This is a genomic window from Butyrivibrio sp. FCS006 (assembly GCF_000424525.1).
Lineage (GTDB): Bacteria > Bacillota > Clostridia > Lachnospirales > Lachnospiraceae > Butyrivibrio.
The window spans coordinates 148,934-175,428 of sequence record NZ_KE384203.1 but is presented as its reverse complement, the minus strand read 5'-3'; the positions used below and the strand labels follow the sequence as shown (position 1 = coordinate 175,428).

Sequence of the window (26,495 nt, the reverse complement as noted above, 5' to 3'; positions counted from 1 at the left end):
TCAGCAGCCGTAGAGGTGGCCATCGAATTCTTTGAAATAGGTTTCCTCAACTTTTTTCATAAAGACAGTGAGGTCGTCATCTCCAAAGTATAGTTCAATACGGACAGAGCCTACAGATTCTCCGATGAGGTGGAACCTGATATACAGGACATTTCTTCTAAACCATACGGCTCCGGCTGTGTATTTGCAGTCGTAGATGGGGAAAATACCATCTGCCATATCATTTATACCAAAGTAGAGCTTAAGGGCATTCTCGGGAAGCGAGGATGCCCTATTTTTATCCTTGTAAGTAAAAGTCAGGGACGAAGGATCATCCGAATTTAAGCTGACCTCAAGGGTATTAAATCCCTGAGAGTTTTTTGCAAGCTTGTACACCCTGTTAAAATTGTCATAGCGATCGGAAACATCTTCGCCTACATGAGTGAGGCAATAGTTTTCAGGAAGTCTTGGTGGCGCAATTCTAAGGCCTTCTGCGTAGGCTGACAGGTCTTCATAAGCTCTTTTACCATCGCCGGTCACGGCGCTATTTCCAAGGAGATTCGCATAAAGAGCGTCGTAGATAACCTGATTTCCACCGGCCATTCCCTGAGTGTCGGCAGTGGTTACAATCAGCATATTTTCCGAAGGAAGACTGATGCCGAGCTGACCGCCCATTCCATAGAGCACAAATCCTCCCTTTTCATTCTGCCAGATCTGCATACCGTATCCCTGTGCCTCACTGGGAAGAGGTGCGGTGGGAAGAGAATCGCTGATGTTTGCTGTGGCTTCCTGAGCAAACTCTTTTGGCAAAAGAGATCTCGTTACGCCATCGCCACATACAACAGTTCCGCCCTTGTGAAGCAGATACAGAATCTTAAGAAGATCCATAGGAGTTGCCATAAGGCCGCTTCCGCCCATGGATACTCCAAAAGGGTCTTTTACCATATAAGAATCCTTGGAAAAATCAAGATAGTTAAAGGCCTTTTCCTTCAGATAATCAAGCATGGACATTCCGGTGAGCTTCTCTGCAAGTGCGCACAGAGTGTGGGCTGCAGAGGTATCATAGTGGAAAATGGTCCCGGGCTTATGCGTCGGTGCTACCTTAAAAAAGCTCTCCACCCAGTCGGATTTCATATCGACCTTGTAGGTAGTGGAAGCGTGGCAGGTGCGCATCTGGAGCATGTTCCTTATTGTGGTCTGTCTTATCCAGGGATGAGTGTTCTCATCCGTATATTCAGGGAAATAGTCCGTTATTGAGGCTTCAAAGGAAAGCTTGCCTTCCTCCTGCAAAAGCGCTATCGCCATGGCTGTGATACTCTTACTTACGGAAAAGAGCCTGTGAAGAGTATCAGCTGTATATGGAGCATAGTATTTTTCAAAAATCAGCTTATCGTCCTTCATGATAAGGAGGCTGTGCATCGGAACGTCCTTTTTATCCAGTCTTTCAAGAACATTTTTTATGGCTTTAGAGGATATCCCGACATTTTCGGGAAGCGTTTTTTCAAAAGTGAACATAAGGTTTTCTCCATGTTTTTGATAAAATAAGTATAGCATAAACTGCTTGTGTTTCTTGAAAGAATGCGCCTTCTGAGTTATAATCTAATATTAGTTAGAAAATAAAGTGAGGTTTATATGTCTTCTATTATCCAGAACAATCAGGTCTTTAATAATGAAGTACCCTTCTGCAGGGTATATAGCGTAGAGAGCAAGAAGCAGCTCGAAGAGAGGTTTTTGGCACACCGTATCTCATACTTCATCGAGTGGCAGGACAAGTCAATTCTTCAGAGGCTCTTCGACAGAAAGGGCAGCAAGATAGTCTGCACCTTCAGGATCAATAAGGGTGACCTTGTGAGGGCAAAAGAGCTTTCTCAGGGAATCGAGGGTATCAAATACAAGGACTACGGTGAACTCAAGAATACAGAGCGTATCCGCAGAAGAAGCGAAGCAGTTAAGGAAGAGGGTACAGGCCTTGAAATGCCGGAGCTCAGATTTGAGAACAAGATCGGCGATACTGAAGATAACGAGAAATTTTAAAATAGAGCAGGGGATTTATTTCTCCTGCTTATTCTTTGCGTAAAGGAGACAACATGGCAGAGAAAAAAACAACTAAGAGCAGATGCCCTGTTTTCAAGAAGTGCGGAGCATGTCAGATGATCGACACTCCTTATGAGACACAGCTTCGTAAAAAGCATGCACATGTTGCGGAGCTTTTAAAGCCATACTGCAAGGTGGAGTCCTTCATAGGCATGGAGAGTCCGGAGCACTACAGGTGCAAGGTTCATGCGGTCTTTGACCATGACAGAAAGGGCAATCCTATAACCGGAATATACAGAGAAGGCTCCCACGAGGTTGTGCCTGTTGATAGCTGCCTTTTGGAAGACCAGAAAGCCGATGCGATCATTGCAACTATACGAGGAATGCTTAAGTCTTTCAAGATCAAGACTTTTGACGAGGACAACGGATACGGTCTTCTTCGCCATGTGCTTATAAGGATAGGTAAGAACACCGGTGAGATCATGGTTGTATTGGTTACCGTCTCACCTGTATTCCCGTCCAAGAATAACTTCGTCAAGGCACTTAGAAAAGAGCATCCGGAGATCACTACAATCGTTCTTAATGTTAATGACAAGCAGACCAGCATGATCCTCGGAGATAAGGAAAAACCTATCTATGGACCGGGATTCATCTATGATATCTGCTGTGGTATGAAGTTCAAGATTTCACCAAAGTCTTTTTACCAGGTAAATCCTATTCAGCAGGAAGTGCTGTACAAGACTGCAATCGAAATGGCTGATCTATCAGGCGATGAAGTTGCCATGGACTGCTACAGCGGAGTTGGAACCATCGGCCTTATAGCAAGTCCTCATGTAAAAGAGGTCATCAGTGTTGAACTTAACAAGGATGCAGTAAAAGATGCAATCCTCAATGCCAAGATCAATGAAGTAAAGAACATTACATTCTATCAGAATGACGCCACTGTATTTATGCAGCAGATGGCAGAATCCGGAGATAGGGTCGACCTCGTGTTCATGGATCCTCCAAGATCAGGATCAACACCGGAGTTTATCAGGTCGCTGATAGCTCTTTCTCCCAAGAAGGTAGTGTACATATCCTGCAGCCCGGATTCACTGGCCAATGATCTTAAGCTCATTACCAAGGGCGGCTACAAGGTTAAAAGAGCTGTTCCCGTGGACATGTTCCCGTTCACAAGAGGCTCGGAAGTAGTATGTCTTTTAACAAAAGAAAAATGAACTAAATAACATTTTGTATAATTGTATACCTTGATTCTTTTTCAAGTCTGCGTTATATTTTATTGAAGAAATCAGCGATTTAACGTGGTGAATTTGAGAGGAGAAAAAGATGTCCCAGGTTCAAGGCAGTACAAAGAAGTATGTTGAGATGAGCAAGCAGGAACTTGAGCAGGAAATTGTTAAGCTCAAGGCCGAGTACAAGAAGTATCAGGAGATGGATCTGAATCTGAACATGGCAAGAGGTAAGCCATGCAGAGAACAGCTTGATCTTTCTATGGGTATGATGGATGCCCTCAATTCAGAGGCGGATCTTTCATGCGAGGATGGTACAGATTGCCGTAATTACGGCGTTTTGGATGGTATTCATGAGGCCAAGGTACTTATCGGTGCAATGATGGAGAACAAGCCGGAGAATATCATTATATATGGAAACTCTTCACTTAACGTAATGTATGATACCGTATCAAGGGCCTATACACATGGTGTTATGGGAAACACTCCATGGTGCAAGCTTGATAAGGTTAAATTCCTTTGCCCTGTTCCCGGTTATGACAGACACTTTGCAATTACAGAATACTTCGGAATCGAGATGATCCCTGTACAGATGACACCTACTGGTCCTGATATGGATGAGGTAGAGAGGCTCGTTGCTTCTGATGAGTCCATCAAGGGAATCTGGTGCACACCTAAGTATTCAAATCCTCAGGGCTATTCCTATTCAGATGAGACAGTAAGACGTTTTGCACGCCTTCGTCCCGCTGCAAGAGACTTCCGTATCTTCTGGGACAATGCATACGGAGTTCACCACCTTTATGATGACGATCAGGATTACCTTATTGAGATCTTAGAGGAGTGTAAGAGAGCAGGAAGCCCGGATATGGTCTACAAGTTCTCATCAACTTCCAAGATCACATTCCCCGGTAGCGGAATTGCTGCCATTGCCACATCTCTTAACAACTTAGAGGAGATCAAGGCTCAGCTTACATATCAGACCATCGGACATGACAAGGTTAACCAGCTCCGTCATGTAAGATTCTTTAACGGAGATATCAATAATCTCAAAGAACACATGAGAAAACATGCAGCCATCATAAGACCTAAGTTCGAGGCTGTTTTGGAACTTCTTGACACCGAACTTGCTCCATACGGAGTAGGAAGTTGGACAAGACCAAAGGGCGGATATTTCATCAGCTTTGATGCACCGGAAGGATGCGCCAAGGCTGCTGTTGACAGGGCTAAGAAGGCCGGTGTAACCATGACCGGAGCCGGTGCCACATATCCATATCACAAGGATCCTCATGATTCCAATATCCGTATTGCCCCGACACTTCCAAGCCTGCCGGATCTTAAGCTTGCTATGCTCATCTTCACAGTTTGCGTAAAACTCACAGCAGCTGAGAGACTTCTTAAGGAGATGGATTAATAATGAATTTAAAAGAACTGAAGATTGGTCAGTCGGCGGTCATTAAGGCCGTCGGCGGAGAAGGCGCACTTAGACAGCACTTTTTGGACATGGGAGTTATCCCCGGAACAGAGGTGACTGTTATTAAGTATGCGCCTCTTGGCGACCCTGTAGAACTTCAGATACACGGTTATGAGCTTACGCTCCGTCTTGCTGATGCAGAGAAGATCGAGATTGAGCCGATAAAAGAGCGCACCAACAAGCATGAGAGAATAAAAGAGATAGTAAGTTCAGAGCACCCCGGACTTGGTGAGGACGGAAAATACCACGTTGAAGGCGATAAGGACAAGCTTCCTGACGGAACGCTTTTGACCTTTGCTCTTGTGGGAAATCAGAACTGTGGCAAGACCACTCTTTTCAACCAGCTTACAGGTGCCAATCAGCACGTTGGAAATTTCCCGGGCGTTACCGTAGATCGCAAGGACGGACCCATCAGAGACTTCCCGAATACTCTGGTTACGGATCTTCCCGGAATCTATTCCATGTCTCCTTATAGTGCAGAGGAGCTGGTATCCAGAAACTTTGTAATTGAAGAAAAACCAAAGGCCATTATCAACATCGTGGATGCCATGAACATTGAGAGAAACATGTATCTTACCATGCAGCTTCTCGAGATGGGAGTACCCATGGTAGTTGCTCTTAACATGATGGACGAGGTCAAAGGCAATAACGGCTCCATTGATATCAACAAAATGGAGACGCTTCTTGGTGTGCCTGTGGTTCCCATTTCTGCCTCCAAAAATGAGGGCGTGGCAGAGCTGGTGCGTCATGCCGTGCACCTTGCTCAGTACCAGGAAAAGCCCATGGAGCAGGACTTTTGCTCCAAGACCGATCACGGCGGAGCTATCCACAGAGCGATCCATGCAGTGGAGGCTATTTTGGAGGATCATGCAGAGAAGGCAGGACTTCCCTTAAGGTTTGCCACCACCAAGGTCATCGAGGGCGATGAAATCGTAATGGAGAAGCTCTCTGTCGATGAGAATGAAAAAGAAATGATCCGTCAGATCATAAAGAAGATGGAAGATGAGAGCGGAATGGACAGAAGCTCTGCCATCGCCGATATGAGATATGACTTTATTGAGCGTGTCTGCGAGCAGACTGTGGTTAAGCCCAAGGAGAGCAAGGAGAGAATACGCTCAGAGAAGATAGATAAGATACTTACGGGAAAATGGACGGCAATTCCCTGCTTCATCCTGATAATGCTCCTGGTATGCCATCTGACTTTCAATGTTATAGGCGCTTTTTTACAGGACGTTTTGGAGATGGGAGTCGACTACCTTAAGGGTCTTGCTGAAGCCGGAATGAGCGCAGCCCATGTCAATGCAACCATACAGGGGCTTGTGCTTGATGGAATATTTGACGGTGTCGGAAGTGTCCTTAGCTTCATGCCCATTGTTGTTACACTGTTCTTCTTCCTTTCACTTATGGAGGACAGCGGATATATCGCAAGAGTAGCATTCTTTATGGACAAGCTCCTCAGGAAAATCGGACTTTCGGGAAGAAGTATCGTGCCGCTTCTTATCGGCTTTGGATGTACGGTTCCTGCCGTAATGGCAACGAGAACCCTTCCTTCAAGAAGGGATAGAAGGATGACCATACTCCTTACTCCGTTTATGAGCTGCTCAGCCAAGGTGCCTATTTATGCGTTCTTTGTAGCAGCTTTCTTCCCGGATAAAGCAGCACTTGTAATGGTGCTCTTATATCTTCTGGGAATAGCAGTCGGAATCCTGGCTTCTCTTGCTTACAAGAACACAATCTTCAGAGGCGAAGCAGTTCCCTTTGTAATGGAGCTTCCCAATTACCGTATGCCGGGTGCAAAGAACGTAGCAAGGCTTCTATGGGATAAGGCGAAAGACTTCTTCACAAGGGCCTTCAGCGTTATCCTGGTTGCAACTATTGTAGTATGGTTTTTACAGAGCTTTGACCTTCGCTTTAATCTGGTGGAAGACTCTTCAACCAGCATAATGGCTGCGCTTTCAAGCGTGCTTGTTCCTCTGTTCACTCCACTTGGTCTTGGGGACTGGAGAGTTGTGACATCCCTTATCACAGGATTTATCGCCAAGGAGAGCGTTGTTTCAACCATGAGCATTCTCTTTGACGGCGGTGTGGAAAATGCGCTTACAGCTGTTACTGCCGCAACGCTGCTTGTGTTCTCACTTCTTTACACACCTTGCGTTGCAGCCATTGCAGCCATAAAAAGAGAACTTGGCGGACTGTATGCTCTTGCAGTAGTTTTGTGGCAGAGCGCCATCGCCTGGCTTGTTGCATTTATCCTTAGGTTTGTCTTTATAGCGATGGGAATGTAATATGACTGATCTTGAAAAGAATGTGCGGGAGAAATTCCGCTATATAACGAATACTTTAATTAAGGAGCAGCTCACCATAACGACAATGGAGAGCTGCACTTCTGGTCTTGTGGCATCTCTTTTGACAGACACCGAAGGTGCATCTGCGGTATTAAAAGGTGCCTTCATAACCTATTCAAATGAGGCCAAGATAAAGCAGAATGTACCTGCGGATGTGATAGAGAGATTCGGGGTGTACTCAAAGGAGACTGCCCGGGAGATGGCACTTGCAGCCAAAAGAGCTTATGGCGCAGATATAGCGATCGGAGTTACCGGGACCATGGGCAACGTAGACCCTGCAAACAACGACTCGACTCCGGGCGAAGTGTTTTTTGCCATAGCTCATAAAGAGGGCACTGAGAGCTTTCATATTTCCGTGCCTGTTCAGGATAGCAGATACGAATACAAGCTCTTTGTAGCGGGCGCTATTGCAGAAGAAATCACACGTGTTATCTAAACAAAAGACCTTTTGGTGTTTTGTATTCTATGCTATACTATACCTTGGTTACATATTAGTAAGAAAGAGATGGAATAATGGAGTCTAAGCAGTACAGTAAAAGGATCCGATATTTGCGCAGACTCATCATTACTACAGTGGCAGCTGCCTGCCTTATTCCCACTTGTATATGCGTTATTCTGGCCATCAGATACGACCGTCTTCACACAGAATATGAGAAGAGCATGGCGGATCTGGAGTGGTACAGAGAGCAGTTCGGCAGCGAGAGAGATATTCTGGCTACAGAAGCTGAGCCGGATGGGGAAGATTCGAATATTGTAGAGACTACTTCGGAAGGGATGGATGTTGACTACGCCACGGTGGATGTCAGTGGCGCTCAGAATCCTGAGGATATAGAGGGCACCAGATATGTTTATCTGACCTTCGACGACGGACCAAGTACGTACACAGACGAGATACTCGATATATTAGAGCAGCACAACGTAAAGGCTACCTTCTTTGTCTGTGGCAAACCAAATGCCAAGTATACAGATCTTTACAAGAGAATAGTTAATGATGGGCATACTCTTGGGATGCACTCGTACAGTCACAAGTACAGCGAATTATATGCTTCTCTTGATTCGTTCAAGGAAGATACGGATAAATTAAGAATTTTCTTATACGAGACAACAGGCGTGTGGTCTAGTTTTTACCGGTTCCCCGGTGGAAGCTCCAATACGGTCAGCAAGGTGGATATGCATGAGCTGACTGATTATCTGGAGAGCAGCGATGTCACCTTCTTTGACTGGAACGTTTCAGCAGGTGATGACAAGGCCGGTGCCAACAAGGACACAATCTACGCCAACATAGTTAACAACGTACCCAGATTTAAACACTGCGTAGTACTTATGCACGACGCAGCAGACAAAAAGAGTACGGTAGAAGCACTGCCTGAGATAATCGAAGCGATCCAGGCAATGGATGACACAGTGATAGTACCGATAACCGAGGATACGTTACCGGTTCAACATATCAATTAAACGAAAAAAGATTGAATGGAGGATATCTAGATGGGATTTTTTTCTGAGCTGAAAAGCGACCTCTCACAGGCTGTAAACACTCTTATGCCTGAGGACAAGCCGGAAGCTGAAAGCAAGGGCAGCAATGGACCTGTAGAAGCTCCTAAGCCTGTAGACCTTGACAGCATGCTTAATCGTCTCGACGACATTAAGCTTGATGAGGCAGCAGAGAGAAAAGAGGATGCTGTGGAAGAGACTACGGCAGCTGCTGAGGATGCAGTAGAGACTTTAGACGAGGTTGCAGATGAAGCAGTCGAGACTATAGATGAGTTAAAAGAGGAGATCGAAGAAGTTTCTGAGACCGTTGACGAAGTTCGTGAGCTCGAAGAGAAGATTGAAGAGCAGACTCAGGAAGAGATCAAGGTCGAGGAGCCCAAGAACGCACTTGAGGCTATAAATCCTGCACATATTGGCAAGTATGTTGCAGATAAAAATGCAGAAACAGAAATGATAACAAGAAACGGGGGAATTGAAACTATGGATTTCGAACAGCAGACACCTACAGATGAAGTTGCCAGCATTACCGAAGGTATGATCGTCAAGGGCGACATTGCCACAACAGGTTCACTTGAGCTCATCGGTAAGATCACAGGTAATATCAAGTGTCTCGGCAAGCTTAACATAACAGGCGAGATCAACGGAGATTCAGACGCAGCAGAAGTTTATGCAGAGTCAGCAAGGATCACCGGTGAGATCAAGAGTAAGGGCAGCGTTAAGGTTGGCCAGAGCACAGTTATCGTAGGTAACATCTATGGATCAAGCGCAGTTATCGCAGGCGCTGTAAAGGGTGACATCGATGTTCACGGTCCTGTAGTTCTTGATACAACAGCTATCGTAATGGGCAATATCAAGTCTCAGTCAGTACAGATCAACAATGGTGCTGTTATCGAGGGTATGTGCTCACAGGCATACGCTGATGTTAATCCTTCAGAGTTCTTCGAGGGACTTAAGAATAAATAATTTGATAATGGAGAAGATATGAGAATTTTATTAAAGCTCAGTGGTGAGGCACTTGCAGGTGATAAGAAGACAGGCTTCGATGAGGAGACCGTCAGAAAGGTTGCACTTCAGGTTAAGCAGCTTGTAGATAACGGAACTCAGGTAGGTATCGTTATCGGCGGAGGCAATTTCTGGAGAGGACGAAGCAGCGAGAACATTGATCGCACCAAGGCTGACCAGATCGGAATGCTTGCCACAATCATGAACTGCATCTATGTATCCGAGATATTCAGAAGTGTAGGCATGATGACCAATATACTTACTCCATTCGAGTGCGGATCCTTCACAAAGCTCTTTTCCAAGGATAGAGCAAACAAGTACTTTGCAAGGAATATGGTAGTGTTCTTTGCAGGCGGTACAGGTCATCCGTATTTCTCAACAGATACAGGAGTTGTTTTAAGGGCCATCGAGGTTGAGGCTGACTATATACTTCTTGCCAAGGCTATTGACGGAGTATATGATTCAGATCCTGCCAAGAACCCTGATGCAAAGAGATATGACACTATCTCAATCGATGAGGTTATAGAGCAGAACCTTCAGGTTGTAGATATGACAGCATCAATACTCGCCAGGGACAATCACATGCCTATGAGAGTATTCGCTCTCCAGGAGGAGAACAGCATAGTTAAGGCATCAACAGGCGATTTTAACGGAACAACCGTTACAACAAATTAACCAGGGGAGGTTATGTGTATGAACGAGAGACTTAAGACCTTTAACGACAAAATGCAGAAGTCATTTGATTATCTCAAGGATGATCTTGCATCAATAAGAGCAGGTAGAGCTAATCCACATGTTCTCGATAAGATTAAGGTTGATTACTACGGAACACCTACTCCTATTCAGCAGGTTGGAAACGTATCTATTCCTGAGGCCAGGATCATTCAGATCGCTCCTTGGGACAAGACACTTATCAAGGACATTGAGAAGGCTCTTATGGCATCAGATCTTGGTATCACACCAAGCAACGACGGTGCTGTAATAAGACTTGTTTTCCCTGAGCTCACAGAGGAGCGCAGAAAACAGCTCACCAAGGATATCCGCAAGAAGGGTGAAGACGCTAAGGTTGCAGTTAGAAACGTAAGACGTGACGGCAACGACGCCCTCAAGAAGCTCAAAGGAACCGAGGTTTCAGAGGATGAGATCGAGGATCTTAACGACGAGCTCCAGAAGATAACCGACAAGTTCATCAAGGATATCGATGCAGCTGTAGAAGAGAAGAATAAGGAAATCATGACGGTGTAATCTATGGAAGCAAATACAAATATTCCTGCACATGTAGCCATCATCCTCGATGGCAACGGAAGATGGGCCAAGGCTAAGGGCATGCCCAGAAACTACGGCCATATGCAGGGAGCAAAAGCTGTTGAAGACATTCTCGTAGTCGCAAGAGACATGGGAATTAAATATCTTACAGTCTACGCATTCTCAACTGAGAATTGGAGTCGTCCTGAGGCAGAGGTATCTGCCCTCATGACGATTTTGCGTAATTATTTAAAAACCAGTATAAAGAAATCCATGAAGAACAATGTGCGCTGCCGTGTTATTGGTGAGCGCTCTCTGCTTTCAGAGGATATCCAAAAGGCTATAAAAGAGCTTGAGGATACCACTGCAGGCAACACCGGACTGACCTTTACCATTGCCATCAATTATGGCAGCAGGGATGAGATCACAAGGGCAGTCAGAAAGGTTGCTGCGAAAGTAGAGGCCGGAGAGCTGCGTGCTGAGGATATAACAGAGAAGGATATTGCAGATAATTTAGATACCAACTTCCTTCCGGATCCGGACCTTCTTATCAGGACCTGCAATGAGCAGAGAATTTCCAATTACCTGCTCTGGCAGTGTGCGTATACGGAGTTCTACTTTACTCCCGTAGCATGGCCTGATTTTGATAAGGCTGAGCTTGAAAAGGCGGTAGAAGCCTATGCCGGCAGAAACCGTAAGTTTGGAGGACTGAAGGAATCTTGAAGACTAGAGTTATCAGTGGAATTGTAATTGGTATTGTGCTGGCGGCAGTACTTATCCCGGGAGGGTATGTACTCTCGGCAGCACTTTTGATAGTGTCACTTATAGCGTTTTTTGAGCTCACAAGAGCACTTGGAGTTCACAAGGACGGACAGAAGATCAATATGCTTGAAGCCTGCGGATACGCATCAATCCTGGTTCACTACATCCAGATGATGCTGGTAAAGGATTACAGGTATTACATTTTCTCGATAATGTTTGCCTTTTTCCTGATCATGGTCTGCTATGTGATATCATTCCCGAAATATAGTGCTTCTCAGGCAATCTTTTGTTTCTTCTGCTTTATCTATGCACCGGTCAATATGTCTTTTGTCTACCTCTTAAGGATAAGGCATCTGGGCGTATACTTTGCCTGGGTTCCGTTTATTGCCTGGGTTTGTGATACCTGCGCATACTTTGCCGGAAGAGCCTTTGGAAAGCACAAGATGGCGCCGGTATTATCACCTAAGAAGACCATCGAGGGCGCTATCGGAGGAATCCTGGGTTCTGTGATCGTCGGAGGCATCATAGGATATATCCTCTATGTGAATGAAACTCACAGTCCATCTACCGTTTGGGGACTCATGATCATCTGCTTTGCAGGAAGCATCATCTCCCAGATCGGAGACCTTCTTGCATCCGGTATTAAGCGTGATCACAATATCAAGGACTACGGAACGCTTATTCCGGGACATGGCGGAATAATGGACAGGTTTGACAGTGTTATTTTTGTCATTCCATGTATTTATTTTTTGGCGGCAGTTATGCTGCCTGTACTGGGGTAACTTAAGATTAAGGAAGAAGATATGAGAAAGATAGTTTTACTGGGATCAACAGGATCCATTGGAACACAGACTCTGGACGTTGTAAGAAACAACCCTTCAGAACTTGAAGTTGTTGGAATTGCAGCAAACAGAAGCGTTGCCGAAGTAGAGAAACAGGTCCGCGAGTTTAAGCCGAAGTACGTCTGCATGTTTGATGAAACAGCAGCAAAAGAGCTTCAGGACAAGATCTCGGATACCGGCATCAAAGTAATGGCCGGTATGGACGGACTTCTTGATATAGTTTCTGTTCCCGAGGCAGATACCGTGCTTACAGCAGTAGTAGGTATGATCGGAATCAGACCTACCATTAAGGCAATTGAGTGCGGAAAAGATATTGCTCTTGCCAACAAGGAGACCCTTGTATGCGCAGGACACATCATCATGCCACTTGCCAGGGAGAAGAATGTACAGATACTGCCTGTGGATTCAGAGCACAGTGCAATTTTCCAGTCCTTAAACGGCGAGCCAAGGGACAAGGTTGAAAAGATTCTTTTGACGGCCAGCGGCGGACCATTCAGGGGTAAGAAAAGGCAGGAGCTTGAGAACATGACAGCAGCGGATGCCCTTAAGCACCCTAACTGGGACATGGGACCAAAGGTTACCATCGACTCTTCATCCCTTGTAAATAAGGGCCTTGAAGTTATGGAAGCAAAGTGGCTCTTTGGAGTATCACTTGATGATATTCAGGTAGTTGTTCATCCGCAGAGCATTGTTCACAGCGCAGTTCAGTTTGTGGACGGTGCTGTTATTGCACAGCTTGGCGTTCCGGATATGAAGCTGCCTATTCAGTATGCTCTTTTCTACCCGGACAGAAGACCTATGCAGGAAAAGAGATTAGACCTCTTTGAACTCTATTCCCTGACCTTTGAAAAGCCTGATACAGACACATTCAGAGGACTTAAGCTTGCCTATGATTCTGCCCGTATCGGCGGAAGCATGCCCACAGTTTTCAACGCTGCCAACGAGATGGCGGTTAAGAGATTTTTAAAGGGCGATATTAAATATCTTGAGATCTACAGCATGATAGAGGAGGCCATGAGCCACCACAATAAGGTGGACAACCCTGACGTTGCTGCTATTCTTGCAGCTGAGCAGGAGACCTACGACTTCCTCGGAAAGAAGTACAACATCTGATGTTAGTAAGTGTTTTAATTTTCTTTATCATATTCGGAGTACTGGTAACATCCCATGAATTCGGTCACTTTATCATCGCCAAGTCAGGCGGTATAAGGGTCAACGAGTTCTTTGTGGGAATGGGACCGACTATCTGGAAAAAGCAAAAAGGAGAGACTCTCTACAGTATCAAGCTTCTTCCGATCGGAGGTGCATGCGTATTTGACGGCATGGATCCCGTGGCTGAGGAGAAGGAAGGGTATGACGAGCATTCCTTTTTGAACGCGCCTGTGTGGAGGAGGATAGCTACTCTTTTCGCAGGACCTTTTGCAAACTTTATAATCGCATATATCCTGGCGGTGGTTCTTGTAAGCTTTTCAGCCTGGAACTTCCCTGTTATCAACAAGATGACTGAGGAGTCCGCTGCAGCTGAGGCAGGAATGCTTCCGGGAGATAAGATAATCAGCGTAGATGGTGAGAAGGTTTACATGTCAGGTGAAGTGACCATGATCTCACAGTTCGCTGAAGGAAGTCCGATGGACATCGTGTATGAGAGAGACGGTCAGAGATACGAGACCACTCTTTTACCCAAGTACAGTGAAGATGAGGGCCGCTACTACATGGGAATCTATCTTGGTGAGTATGGCAAGATAGAGGGACCGGCTGCTCTTAAGTACGCCTGGTACGAGGTAAGATACTACTTCAAGACCACCTACAGGAGTCTGGCGCTTCTCGTAAAGGGCAAGCTTTCCAAGGACGATGTTTCGGGACCTGTGGGCATGGTGAAGATGGTGGATGATACCTACGAGGAGGTTAAGCCCTACGGAATCTCCGCAGTCATCCTTACAATGCTGTCCCTGACGGTGCTTTTGTCGGTGAACCTGGGAGTGATGAATCTTTTGCCGATTCCTGCTCTTGACGGAGGAAGGCTGGTATTCCAGTTCATCGAAGTCATTGTCGGTAAGCCCGTTCCTCCTGAGAAGGAAGGCTTCGTTCACATGATAGGAATGGTGGCGCTTTTGGCGCTTATGGTATTTGTACTGTTCAATGACATTACAAAGTTTACGAGGTAATTTTCATGGCATATAGAGATAATACTAAAGTTATTCATATTGGCGACAGAGTGATAGGCGGAGGTAATCCCATCCTCATCCAGTCCATGACCAACACAAGGACTGAGGACGTGGAGGCTACAGTTGCTCAGATAAAGAGACTCGAGGAGGCGGGATGCGAGATCATAAGAAGCACCGTGCCTACAATGGAGGCTGCCTTGGCTCTTTCAGAGATCAAGAAGCAGATACATATTCCTATTGTTGCAGATATTCATTTTGACTATAAGATGGCCATTGCTGCCATGGAGAACGGCGCTGACAAGATCAGGATCAACCCCGGTAACATCGGAAGCAGAGACAGGATCGCATCAGTCGTATCCTGCGCCAAGGAGAGAAATATTCCGATCAGAGTCGGCGTTAACAGCGGCTCTTTGGAAAAAGACCTTGTGGAGAAATATGGCGGTGTTACAGCAGAGGGCCTTGTTGAATCAGCCCTTGATAAGATCGGCATCATCGAGGACCTCGGATATGACAACATGGTAGTCAGCATCAAGTCCTCAAACGTTATGCTCTGTGTTAAGGCCCATGAGCTGCTGGCCGAGAAATGCCAGTATCCGCTCCATGTAGGTATCACTGAGGCAGGAACAGTCTATGGCGGAAACATCAAGTCATCCATCGGACTTGGCATCATCTTAAATGAGGGCATCGGTGATACCATAAGAGTTTCACTCTCAGGTGACCCTGTGGAGGAGATCAAGACAGCCAAGATGATCCTTAAGACTCTCGGAATGAGAAGCGGAGGAATCGAGGTTGTATCATGTCCTACCTGTGGCAGAACCAAGATCGATCTCATCGGCCTTGCAAATGCGGTTGAGACCATGGTTCAGAAGTATGACCTTGATATCAAGGTTGCAGTTATGGGCTGTGCAGTAAACGGCCCCGGAGAAGCCAAGGAGGCAGACATCGGAATAGCAGGCGGCGTGGGAGAAGGCCTGCTTATCAAGAACGGAGAAGTAGTTAAGAAGGTTAAGGAAGACCAGTTGCTGGCTACGTTAAAAGAAGAGCTGGACAATTGGCCTAGGTAAAGGTTTTTATGGGGAAGAGTTTTTTTGAAGTATTTCCTGCCCTTAAGCTGGATGAACACACCGGCGATATCATGGGGCAGACTGAAGTTGTAAAGGTTTCCACCACCAGGAAACAGGATTTTATCAGGATTTATATAGCCAGCAACAAGCTCATTGACAAGGCAGACATCATAAAGACCGAGAACAGCATCAAGAAGCAGTTGTTTGGCAATCAGGATATAACTATCAAGATCTACGAGAAGTTTTCTCTTTCGGCCCAGTACACGCCGGAGAATCTTCTTGATATATACAGAGAGAGCATTGAGCTCGAGCTTAAAGACTATGACCATATGGAGTATAGTCTGTTTCGCTCGGCTTCTTTTTTGTACCCCGATCAGGACAATGTCATCATGCAGCTTGAGGACAGCGTTGTCGGCAAGAAGAAGGCCCCTGACCTGATCCGTGTACTGTCCAAGATATTCAACGAAAGGTGTGGCCTTTCTGTAGTTCTTTCACCTGAATTTGTAGAAGTTGAAAAAGACGATAAAGAGCCCGATTACTCCGAAGAGTCAGCCAAGATGGTCAAAAAGCTTGAGGCTATGGAGGAGAAGGAGGCAGAAAAAGAAGCTGCCAAAGAAGCGGCCAAGGAAGCAAAAGCTTCTGAAACAGCCAAGCAAAGTAGTCCTTCCAAGGTTGAGGGCAAGGCATCCTCATTTGCACCCAAAGAGGGCGAGAAGAAATCCTTTGGCAAAAGAGATTTCGGCGGAAGCTACAAGAGGTCCGATAATCCTGATGTTCTCTTTGGAAGAGATTTCGATGATGAAGCCATGAAGCTTGTTGACCTTATGGGCGAGCTGGGTGAAGTCACTATTCACGGCAAGATCATCGAGTGGGATCAGAGAGACATCAGAAATGACAAGACCATTCTCATCTTTGCTGTGACTGACTTTACAGATTCCATCGCAGTCAAGATGTTCGTAAATACTGCAGATGTGCCCGATATAACAAAGAGCATCAAGATGGGTGCTTTTGTTAAGATCAAGGGAATTGCTGCAATTGACAGATTTGACCACGAGCTCTCTATTCAGTCCGTTGTCGGGGTTAAGAAGATTCCTGACTTTACAGTCAAGAGAGTTGACAACGCTGATGTGAAGAGAGTGGAGCTCCACTGCCATACCAAGATGAGTGATATGGACGGAGTTTCCGAGGTAAAAGACATTGTAAAGCAGGCCTACAAGTGGGGAATGCCGGGTATTGCCATCACAGACCACGGCGTTGTTCAGGCTCTTACCGATGCCAACCACGTGTGGGAGGATCTTTATAAGGATGAGAAGTCCCGCAGAAAAGAGGCAGGAGAGCCCCCTATCGACAGGCAGGATTTCTTTAAACTGGTGCTGGGCGTTGAGGCCTATGTTGTTGATGACTTAAAGGAAATAGTTGTCAATGACAAGGGACAGAAGCTCGATGATACCACCTTTGTTGTATTTGATATTGAGACAACGGGCTTTTCACCCATCAAGAACAAGATCATTGAGATCGGTGCCGTTAAGATCAAAAACGGAGAGATTGTAGACAGATTCTCTGAGTTTATCAACCCACAGGTTCCTATTCCTTACAGGATCGAGAAACTCACCAGCATCACCGACGATATGGTAATCGGTGCGCCAACAAGAGAAGTTATCATCCCGAAGTTCGTTGAGTTCTGCGAGGGAGCAGTACTGGTGGGACACAATGTCTCTTTTGACATAAGCTTTATAAATCAGAACTGCGAGGAGCTTGGTATTGATGCGGATTACACCACCGTAGATACTCTGTGGCTCTCAAGATATTTCTTCCCGCTGCAGGCTAAGCATACGCTGGATGCAGTGGCTAAGACTTTGAACATTGTACTTGGGCATCACCACAGAGCTGTAGATGATGCTGAGTGTACTGCGCTTATTTTCAATAAGTTTGTACCAATGCTCAAGGAGCAGGGAGCTGAGGATCTTACTCAGGTCAATATCCTCGGAAAGCCAACACCTGAGATGATAAGGCACCTTCGCCCCAATCACTGCATTATTCTTGCCAAGAATACGCTGGGCAGGGTCAATCTCTATACACTTGTCAGCAAATCACATATAGATTATTTCAGAAGATTTCCGCTTATCCCTAAGAGCGAGCTCATCAAGTACAGAGAGGGACTTATTATCGGTAGTGCCTGCTGTGCGGGAGAACTCTACGGCGCTGTTGTTGAGGGAAGACCACCTGAGGAGATTGCAAGACTTGTCAGCTTCTACGACTATCTGGAGATTCAGCCTGTGGGCAACAATCATTTCATGGTTGAGTCCGAGAGGTATGAAGATATCAACAGCGATGATGATATCAGGGAGATCAACAAGGAGATTGTAAGGCTGGGAGAACAGTGGAATAAGCCTGTTGTCGCTACCTGTGATGCGCACTTCTTAAATCCTGAGGATGAGATCTACAGGACCATCATCATGTCCGGAAAGGGTATGAATGATGAGGAGCCGGCACCTCTTTTCCTGAGGACCACAGATGAGATGATGGCCGAGTTTGACTATCTCGGTGGAGAGAAGGCAAAAGAAATCGTCATCGACAACACCAGAAAGATCCTGGATATGTGCGATTCAATATCACCGGTCCGTCCCGATAAGTGTGCGCCTGTCATCGCAAACAGTGATGAGATCCTGACCAAGATCTGTTACGACAAGGCCCATGAGATCTACGGAGAAGAGCTTCCGGAGATCGTTAAAGAGAGACTTGAGAGGGAGCTTAACTCCATCATCAAGAACGGTTTCGCGGTTATGTATATCATTGCCCAGAAGCTGGTTTGGAAGTCCAACGAGGACGGATATCTGGTAGGTTCAAGAGGATCCGTAGGATCGTCCTTCGTTGCCTTTACTTCAGGAATTACGGAGGTTAACTCACTTAGCCCTCATTATGTTTGCCCGAATTGTAAGTACTCCGACTTTGATTCAGAGGAGGTTAAGGCTTACGGCGGAAACTCGGGCTGTGATATGCCTGACAAGATGTGCCCTAAGTGTGGTACCAAGATGAACAAGGACGGATTTGATATTCCTTTCGAGACCTTCCTTGGATTTAAGGGTGACAAGGAGCCTGATATCGACCTTAACTTCTCCGGAGAGTATCAGTCCAAGGCCCACAAATATACAGAGGTTATCTTTGGTTACGGACAGACCTTCAGAGCCGGAACCATAGCTTCTCTTGCGGATAAGACGGCTTACGGTTTTGTTAAGAAGTACTATGACGGAATCGGAGTAAGTAAGAGAAAGAGTGAGATAAACAGAATCGTTCAGGGCTGTACCGGCATAAGACGTGGTACCGGTCAGCATCCGGGAGGAATTATAGTTCTTCCGGTTGGAGAGGACATCAATTCATTCTGTCCTGTTCAGCACCCTGCCAACGATATGACCACAGCTACAATTACAACACATTACGATTACCACTCCATCGACCACAACCTTCTAAAGCTCGATATTCTGGGACACGATGATCCTACCATGATAAGGTTCTTGCAGGACTGCACGGGTATGGATCCCAAGACTGTGCCACTGGATGACAAGAAGGTAATGAGTCTTTTCATGAATACAACTGCCCTGGGCATTGAACCGGAGCAGATTGGCGGAACAAAGCTCGGATGCCTTGGACTTCCCGAGTTTGGTACGGACTTCGCTATGCAGATGGTTATCGATGCTCAGCCCAAGTCTTTGTCACACCTTATAAGGATTTCAGGTCTGTCCCACGGTACCGACGTTTGGCTCGGCAATGCCCAGACCCTTATCCAGGAGGGCAAGGCAACCATTGATACCTGTATCTGCTGTCGTGACGATATCATGATCTACCTTATCCAGAAGGGACTTGATAAGTCTGAATCCTTCAAGATCATGGAGGCTGTTCGTAAAGGTAAGGTAGCCGGAGGTAAGGAGAAGAACTGGCCAGACTGGAAGAAAGACATGATAGACCACGGCGTTCCTGACTGGTATATCTGGTCCTGCGAGAAGATCAAGTACATGTTCCCTAAGGCCCATGCGGCAGCTTACGTTATGATGGCCTGGAGAATAGCATACTTCAAGGTTTATATGCCACAGGCCTTCTATGCAGCGTGGTTTTCTATAAGAGCCAAGGCCTTCAACTATGAGCATATGTGCCAGGGCGAGAATCATCTTCACAGTATTATGAAGGATTACTTAAGCCGTAAGGATGAACTTACTAACGCTCAGCAGGCTGAGTACGGAGATATGAGACTTGTCGAGGAGATGTACGAAAGAGGTATCGAGTTTATGCCAATCGATATCTTCAAGGTTAAGTCCAGAGAATTCCAGGTTATCGGCGATAAGATCATGCCCGCTCTTACCAGTATCGACGGTATGGGTGAGAAGGCTGCCGACCAGATCGTTGAGGCAGCCAAGGACGGTCCGTTCCTTTCCAAGGACGACTTCCGCCAGAGGACCAAGTGCCCTCAGACCGTAATAGACAAGATGTCAGACATGGGACTTCTCGGTGATATCCCGGATTCCAACCAGATAAGCCTCTTCGACCTGATGAAAGGATTCTAAAGGGATTAATAATTATTGAGATTATGAATGGCCGGGCCTTTTGGGCCCGGCTGTTTTCTTTTAGGGCGGCTGTTTTCTTGTAGGCCTGGCTGTTTTCTTGTAATAGGAGCAGTGTGCGCATAAGCGATATGTACGAGTCGGACTGAAATGGTGTTTTTTGCTCTCAGGCCGACAATTTTATTGCTTTTGCTATCATAATTGATAAAAATACGCCTAAAGCCTGTGGTATTATGATTTATGAAGTGATTTTTGATACTGTTTACGATATTGCGTTAATAATGCAAGAGAAAGTTCGGCTTGGATATACATAAAAGTTGTTTTGGGCCGATACCGAGGAAATATGGGATATGATAGATGTGTTTGGAACACTGGGACCAAGTTGCAGAGATGAGGAAGTGTTGTCTTCGATGTTTGCTGAAGGCATGACGGGGATCAGGATCAATCTCTCTCATGTCATGCTTAAGGATTGCCTTGAGGACCTTGATAAGGTTAAAAGAGATGCAGCAAAAAGCGGGATTGTTCCCAAAATCCTGATAGATATGCAGGGGCCTGAGCTTAGGATCGGGAAGCTGGATGCGCCAATAAGCCTCTATAATGGCGATGAGCTTGTACTTGAGCCTACAGTTTCGGACAAAACGGACACGTATCCGGGCAAGACGGATGCACATCCGGGCAAAGCGAACACGCAGCCGGGCGATAACACAATAATACTTGATAAAATAATCCTTGAAGCCCTTGAAGTTACTGATGAAATCCTTCTTGATGACGGCAAGATCGCAGCAACCATAATTGAAGCAGGAAGCAGCTCTGCCAAAGCCCGCATCACCAGAGGTGGAGCCCTAAATGGCAAAAAGAGCATAGCAATAGTTGGCAAATCCGTTGATATGCCAGCGCTGACAGACAGTGATATCGAGAACATCAAACTTGCTTGCAAGTCAGGTATCTACGGAGTAATGCAGCCCTTCGTAAGAAGTTCAGACGACCTTAAGATGCTGCGAAGCGTCCTTGATGATAACGGCGGAAAAGACATAAAGATATATGCCAAGATTGAGAATACCCGAGGCGTAGATAACCTCGAGAGCTTTTTTGAAGTAGCCGACGAGATAATCATAGCAAGGGGAGACCTTGGAAATGCAGTTCCGCTTTGGACCCTTCCGGGAGTTCAGAAGGACATAGCAGCAAGATGCAGAACAGCGCATAAGCCGTTTATGGTAGTGACTCAGATGCTCTCATCCATGGAGCACAGCAAGGTTCCGACCAGAGCAGAAGTGAGTGATATCTACAACGCAGTACTGGACGGAGCGGCATCTGTCATGGTGACCGGAGAAACTGCAGTGGGCGAGTATCCGGCAGACGTTATCAGATACATGAGAAAGACTGTGGAAGCGGCAGAAGCCGGCAGCAAACAATGATCACAATTAAATAATTAAAAAAACAAGTGAATGTGTATTGACATATGCATTCACTTGTTTTATATTCAACATATGAACAATTATTCATATGTTTAAATGAAACGAAAGGAAATCGATATGTCAATCAGTGATGTAGAACATTGCGATGTAGTGCACAAGCACGCAGATGTGGTGCTGAAGGTCCACAGAGAGATGCCCGATGATGATGAGCTTTACGATCTGGCAGAACTGTTCAAGGTCTTCGGAGATTCCACAAGGATTCGAATTCTCTTTGCCTTGTTTGAAGAAGAGATGTGTGTATGTGATATAGCTGAGAGCCTTAATATGACCCAGTCGGCCATATCCCATCAGCTTAAGATACTTAAGCAGAGCAAGCTCGTCGGAAACAGAAGAGAAGGCAAACAGATAATATATTTCCTGGCAGATGACCATGTAAGGACCATCATAGACCAGGGTATCAATCATATTGAAGAGTAAATTATGAGCTCTAAGAGGGCAGAAAGGTGGATATTATGAAGAAAACATTTAAGTGTGAGGTAGACTGTGCAAACTGTGCAGCCAAGATGGAGGATGCAGTTAAGAAGATCGAGGGCGTTGTAAGCGCAAGAGTAAATTTCATGACTCAGAAGTTTACATTAGAGGCTGCTGATGACGTTTTTGACAAGGTATTTGATGCTGCTGTTAAGGCATGCAAAAAGGTTGAGCCGGATTGCGAAATTGAGTGATATAGGGATTCAAAGTCAAATAATATTGTGCTTGCACAAAACATTATTTGACCTTGAAGACCGAACATACATGAGGAAGTAGGCAGATATGCCGGATTCCGAATGTGTGTAGCCTTGCGAGAACATGGTGAAGCAAGGCGTATATCACGGAGTATAGAGGTGATTTATGACCAAGAAACAAAAAAAGACCCGTAACAGAATACTGATAGTACTCGCCATGTTCGTGATCCTTCTGGTACTGGACAAGCTCGGTATCATGGATCCGCTCCCCTGGTTCGTCAAGCTGATAATCTATCTCGTTCCTTATGGAATCATCGGCTACGATGTAGTGAGAAAGGCCATTATCAATATCAGCCACGGACAGGTTTTTGACGAGAACTTCCTGATGATGATAGCTACCTTCGGTGCATTCGGAATCGGTGAGTACTCCGAGGCGCTGGCAGTAATGCTCTTTTACCAGGTAGGTGAGCTCTTCCAGAGCTACGCTGTAGGTAAGTCCAGACAGTCAATCACAGACCTCATGAGCATTGCTCCCGAGTATGCAAATATAGTTAATGAGGACGGCTCTACTACAGAGGTAGATCCTGAGGAAGTCAGTGTTGGAGACATTATCCTGGTAAGAGCAGGAGAGAAGATCCCGGTAGACGGAACCGTTGTAGAGGGAGAGTCCTTCCTTGATACAGCAGCTCTTACAGGTGAGTCTGTTCCCAGAAGGGCAGCAGAAGGCGACGCTGTAATAAGCGGATGCGTAAACGGCGAGGGAATCCTTAAGGTAAGAGTAGATAAGGCCTACGAGGATTCAACCGTTGCAAGGATCCTTGACCTGGTTGAGAATGCCAGCAACAAGAAGTCCAGAATGGAGAACTTCATCACAAGATTTGCAAGATATTACACTCCTGTTGTTACCATCGGAGCAGTACTTCTTGCAGTGATCCCTCCGATCATCGGACAGCTCCCTCTTTCTGACAGTATCAGAAGAGCATGCATTTTCCTTATTGTTTCTTGCCCATGTGCTCTTGTTATCTCAGTTCCTCTTGGGTTCTTTGGAGGAATCGGAGCATCTTCCAAGAAGGGTGTCCTTGTTAAGGGCAGCAATTTCCTTGAGGCGGCATCGAAGGTTGACACAGTTGTATTTGATAAGACAGGAACCATCACAAAGGGCGAGTTTAAGGTATCTGAGATAGTTCCTTCAACTTCAGGTGATATATCAGAGGACCAGCTTTTGTCCCTGGCAGCTTACGGCGAGATGTATTCAAATCATCCCATCGCAAGATCGATCCTCTCCTGCTACATGGAGAGAAACGGAGGCGCTAAGCCTGACAGTTCATACATAGATGAGTCCCAGACCAAGGAGATCGCAGGTAACGGTATCAGGACCGTCCTTGATGGAAAAGAGCTTTTGGTGGGCAATGATAAGCTCATCAAAGTTCCGGCTTCCATAGGTCTTTTGGATGAGGCAGCAGGCACAGTTGTTTACGTATCTTACGACGGTGTCTATGCCGGAAGTATCGTGATCGCCGACGCTATCAAGGAAGGAGTAAAAGAGGGAATCTCAGCCCTGTACGACCTTGGAGTTAAGAGAGCAGTCATGCTCACCGGCGACAATGAGGCTATAGCAAGACATGTAGCTGATCAGGTCGGCATAAATGATGTCAGGGCAGGACTTCTTCCTGCAGACAAGGTCAGCGCAGTTGAAAAAATGCTCTCAAAAGGCGATAATGGTAACAGGCTTGCGTTTGTAGGCGACGGAATCAACGACGCTCCTGTACTTATGAGAGCAGACGTTGGAATCGCCATGGGATCCATGGGATCTGATGCTGCCATAGAGGCAGCAGATATAGTCATCATGGATGATGATATCAGCAAGATCTCAGCTGTTATGAAGATCGCACGCAAGACCATAAGGATTGTAAAAGAAAACATAGTCTTTGCACTGGCGGTTAAGCTGATAATCCTTATTCTGGGAGCACTTGGTCTTACAACCATGTGGCTTGCAGTATTCGGAGATGTCGGAGTAGCAGTAATAGCAATACTTAACTCTATGAGGGCGCTTAAGGACTAACTTTTACAAAATGAATCCTTCATGGAGGTAAACATAAATGCCAAGAGCAGAACTTTACGTTGGAGAGCTTCTAATGAAGATGGTCGCCAGGCAGACCGGCGAGATCAGCAAGGTGGATTTTAATCCCCAGAAGAAAGCATTTTCAAGCTTCTCCTTCCCTGATGAACAGTTTTTGGAGAGAACTTCTCCGGAAGCTCAGGGCGTAAGCTCTGCTTTTTTTACTGACCTGATCAGGGACCTTCAGGCGGACAGGGAGTGCAGGATGCACAAGTTTATGGCCCTCCGTCATGGCAAGGTAATTGCTGAGTGTGCCTTTGAACCCTTTGATATGGATATGTGGCATGTTACTTATTCCATGTGTAAGTCAATCACGGGAATGGCCATAGGCATACTTATGGGCGATGGTAAGCTAACCCTTGACGACAGGCTCAGCGATATATTCAGCCCAAGACTTGGGCCTTTCAGCATCTTCAGAAAGACCATGACAGTCAGAAACCTTCTTAATATGTCCAGCGGCGTTGATTTTAACGAGATAGGTGCCATCAGTGGCAATGACTGGCGAAAAGGCTTTTTGGATGCGTCTTTTAAATTCGATCCCGGAACAAAATTTGAATACAACAGCATGAACACTTACATGCTATCTGCCATAGTCACTGAGATCACGGGACAGTCCCTCTTTGACTTCTGTAAAGAGAGATTATTTAACCCCATGGGCATCAAGAGAGTCTTTTGGGAGAGCTGTCCACAGAGCATCACCAAAGGTGGCTGGGGAGCCTTTATGCGAATTGAGGATATGGCTAAGCTTGGCCAGCTTTACCTACAGAAAGGTGTATGGAACGGGCAGCAGCTGATCCCCGAGGAGTGGGTGATTGAGTCCACTACCAAGCAGATAGAGACAGGTAGAGAAGATAATCCCTATTACGGCTACCAGCTATGGATAAATGATGACAGAGAAGGCTGCTTTGCCTACAACGGTATGATGGGCCAGAATGTCTTTGTCTATCCCGATATTGATATGGTCATAGTGACCAATGCCGGTAACAGCGACGTCTTCCAGACCAGTAGTATGGCCATCAAGATCCGTGACAGAATGAAGAATGTCATAGAAGTGTCTGATGCGCCTCTCCCTGAAGATTTCCGGGCTCTGACGGAGCTTAAGGCAATCTGCAAGTCCGTAAGTGGAAGAACAGCAGATTTCCCGGTTATCAGTTCAGGAGGCTGGAAGAACAGAACGGTGCGCATGACCACAGGCTCTCCCAGAAACAGGAGCATAAGCTTTTCAGGAAAAAGAACTGACTTCAAATCGGCAGTAAACTCCTACAATATCAGAAATGAGAACCAGCTGATACTTACATGGCTGAAAAAGCTCGACGGCAAGATTTACGACCTTGAGACCACGGGAATAGGCTTTATGCCGGTGATGATGCAGATAGTGCACAACAATTTCACCGACGGCATGAAGAAGATCGGCTTCAGGTTAACAGAGGATAACGCTTTTTACATAGACATCTATGAAGGAGAGGTTATTTACAAGCTTCGCTGCGGATTTGGAGGCAAAAGATATACCAGCGACATCAACATTCACTGCGAGAACTATAAGGTATCACTGGACTCGGTATGCACCAGAGACGAGTACAACAGGCTGACGATCAGAAATGAAGTGTATTTTCTGGAGGAAGCCAGCAAGCGCACATTTAATATCTACTTTGAGGATGATGCGGTAGATAGGGTGGATAAAAAGTCTACTTTCATCTATCCGGCAGTTCCGGGCAGAATTGAGATAAGGATGCAGGAATCGCCAGGTGCAGACATGCTCCATGATACGCTAAAGAACTTCTCCATCGAAGGCACAGGCTTTGAGAGCGCCATCATTTCAAGGTTTGTAAAGGGCGGTATGAAAGAAGCTGTGATTCATGCAGTGAACAACACCATTGAACCTGTTATAAAGGGAAGGCTCTTTAACCCGGACCTTCCACCATATCTGGAAGAAGCTATAAATGCTGATACAATGTATGAGACAGGAGAAATAAATGAGACTGAAACAGCAGAATTTGCAGATGAAGACACAGATGTTATATCATTAGATGAAACCAACAGAAAGGGGTAATGAT

The 26,495-nt window shown here is 45.9% G+C and carries 21 protein-coding genes; 20 read left to right on the top strand and 1 reads right to left on the bottom strand.

Translation table 11 applies throughout. The features are described from left to right. Window positions 1–1,494: a serine hydrolase domain-containing protein gene (locus G633_RS0108015; RefSeq protein ID WP_026519615.1), complete on the bottom strand. Its 1,494-nt coding sequence runs from the start codon at window positions 1,492–1,494 to the stop codon at window positions 1–3. A gap of 117 nt (window positions 1,495–1,611) precedes the next feature. Here G633_RS0108015 and G633_RS0108010 point away from each other — a divergent pair, with 117 nt between their 5' ends. The 20 genes from G633_RS0108010 to G633_RS19235 all read left to right on the top strand — a co-directional run bounded on the left by G633_RS0108010 (window position 1,612) and on the right by G633_RS19235 (window position 26,491). Further along, entirely contained in the window at window positions 1,612–2,013 is a 402-nt protein-coding gene (locus G633_RS0108010) for a hypothetical protein (protein ID WP_026512561.1), read from the top strand. Window positions 2,014–2,066: 53 nt separating this feature from the next. Further along, the gene (rlmD, locus tag G633_RS17795; protein WP_051200048.1) at window positions 2,067–3,230 is read left to right on the top strand and encodes a 23S rRNA (uracil(1939)-C(5))-methyltransferase RlmD; all 1,164 of its coding nucleotides are present in this window, start codon (window positions 2,067–2,069) and stop codon (window positions 3,228–3,230) included. 109 nt (window positions 3,231–3,339) lie between these two features. Next, a complete protein-coding gene (locus G633_RS0108000) occupies window positions 3,340–4,653 on the top strand; it encodes an aminotransferase (protein WP_026519614.1) in 1,314 nt (437 codons plus the stop codon). Window positions 4,654–4,655: 2 nt separating this feature from the next. Continuing rightward, window positions 4,656–6,998, top strand: a complete 2,343-nt coding sequence (gene feoB / locus G633_RS0107995) for a ferrous iron transport protein B (protein WP_026519613.1) — start codon at window positions 4,656–4,658, stop codon at window positions 6,996–6,998. A gap of 1 nt (window position 6,999) precedes the next feature. Beyond that, a complete protein-coding gene (locus tag G633_RS0107990) occupies window positions 7,000–7,494 on the top strand; it encodes a CinA family protein (protein WP_026519612.1) in 495 nt (164 codons plus the stop codon). A 77-nt stretch (window positions 7,495–7,571) separates the two neighbouring features. After that, on the top strand, window positions 7,572–8,513 hold the full coding sequence (locus tag G633_RS0107985; protein ID WP_035770971.1) for a polysaccharide deacetylase family protein: 942 nt from the start codon (window positions 7,572–7,574) through the stop codon (window positions 8,511–8,513). Between the two features lie 30 nt (window positions 8,514–8,543). Next, entirely contained in the window at window positions 8,544–9,512 is a 969-nt protein-coding gene (locus G633_RS20260; protein WP_026519610.1) for a polymer-forming cytoskeletal protein, read from the top strand. Window positions 9,513–9,530: 18 nt separating this feature from the next. Next, on the top strand, window positions 9,531–10,226 hold the full coding sequence (pyrH, locus tag G633_RS0107975) for a UMP kinase (protein ID WP_022769556.1): 696 nt from the start codon (window positions 9,531–9,533) through the stop codon (window positions 10,224–10,226). An 18-nt stretch (window positions 10,227–10,244) separates the two neighbouring features. Beyond that, window positions 10,245–10,796 carry a ribosome recycling factor gene (gene frr, locus G633_RS0107970; protein ID WP_022769557.1) on the top strand — a complete coding sequence of 184 codons (552 nt, stop codon included), beginning with the start codon at window positions 10,245–10,247 and terminating at the stop codon, window positions 10,794–10,796. A 3-nt stretch (window positions 10,797–10,799) separates the two neighbouring features. After that, window positions 10,800–11,519 (top strand): isoprenyl transferase, encoded by a 720-nt coding sequence (locus G633_RS0107965; RefSeq protein ID WP_022769558.1) that lies wholly within the window; start codon window positions 10,800–10,802, stop codon window positions 11,517–11,519. Beyond that, window positions 11,516–12,340 (top strand): phosphatidate cytidylyltransferase, encoded by an 825-nt coding sequence (locus G633_RS0107960; RefSeq protein WP_051200046.1) that lies wholly within the window; start codon window positions 11,516–11,518, stop codon window positions 12,338–12,340. Before G633_RS0107965 ends, G633_RS0107960 begins: the two co-directional genes overlap by 4 nt. Window positions 12,341–12,361: 21 nt before the next feature. After that, on the top strand, window positions 12,362–13,513 hold the full coding sequence (locus tag G633_RS0107955) for a 1-deoxy-D-xylulose-5-phosphate reductoisomerase (RefSeq protein ID WP_022769561.1): 1,152 nt from the start codon (window positions 12,362–12,364) through the stop codon (window positions 13,511–13,513). Continuing rightward, window positions 13,513–14,565, top strand: coding sequence for an RIP metalloprotease RseP (gene rseP / locus G633_RS0107950; RefSeq protein ID WP_026519608.1), 1,053 nt, complete (start codon window positions 13,513–13,515; stop codon window positions 14,563–14,565). The genes G633_RS0107955 and rseP overlap by 1 nt, the downstream gene beginning before the upstream one ends. Before the next feature lie 5 nt (window positions 14,566–14,570). Continuing rightward, window positions 14,571–15,629: a flavodoxin-dependent (E)-4-hydroxy-3-methylbut-2-enyl-diphosphate synthase gene (gene ispG / locus G633_RS0107945; protein WP_026519607.1), complete on the top strand. Its 1,059-nt coding sequence runs from the start codon at window positions 14,571–14,573 to the stop codon at window positions 15,627–15,629. Between the two features lie 8 nt (window positions 15,630–15,637). After that, a complete protein-coding gene (locus G633_RS0107940; RefSeq protein ID WP_026519606.1) occupies window positions 15,638–20,185 on the top strand; it encodes a PolC-type DNA polymerase III in 4,548 nt (1,515 codons plus the stop codon). A gap of 347 nt (window positions 20,186–20,532) precedes the next feature. After that, the gene (pyk, locus tag G633_RS0107935; RefSeq protein WP_035770969.1) at window positions 20,533–21,597 is read left to right on the top strand and encodes a pyruvate kinase; all 1,065 of its coding nucleotides are present in this window, start codon (window positions 20,533–20,535) and stop codon (window positions 21,595–21,597) included. A gap of 117 nt (window positions 21,598–21,714) precedes the next feature. Continuing rightward, window positions 21,715–22,074, top strand: a complete 360-nt coding sequence (locus tag G633_RS0107930) for an ArsR/SmtB family transcription factor (protein WP_026519604.1) — start codon at window positions 21,715–21,717, stop codon at window positions 22,072–22,074. 35 nt (window positions 22,075–22,109) lie between these two features. After that, window positions 22,110–22,322 carry a cation transporter gene (locus G633_RS0107925; protein ID WP_026519603.1) on the top strand — a complete coding sequence of 71 codons (213 nt, stop codon included), beginning with the start codon at window positions 22,110–22,112 and terminating at the stop codon, window positions 22,320–22,322. Between the two features lie 166 nt (window positions 22,323–22,488). Then, window positions 22,489–24,384 (top strand): heavy metal translocating P-type ATPase, encoded by a 1,896-nt coding sequence (locus G633_RS0107920; protein ID WP_026519602.1) that lies wholly within the window; start codon window positions 22,489–22,491, stop codon window positions 24,382–24,384. 37 nt (window positions 24,385–24,421) lie between these two features. Further along, on the top strand, window positions 24,422–26,491 hold the full coding sequence (locus tag G633_RS19235) for a serine hydrolase domain-containing protein (protein ID WP_051200044.1): 2,070 nt from the start codon (window positions 24,422–24,424) through the stop codon (window positions 26,489–26,491). The last annotated feature ends 4 nt before the right edge of the window (window positions 26,492–26,495 follow it).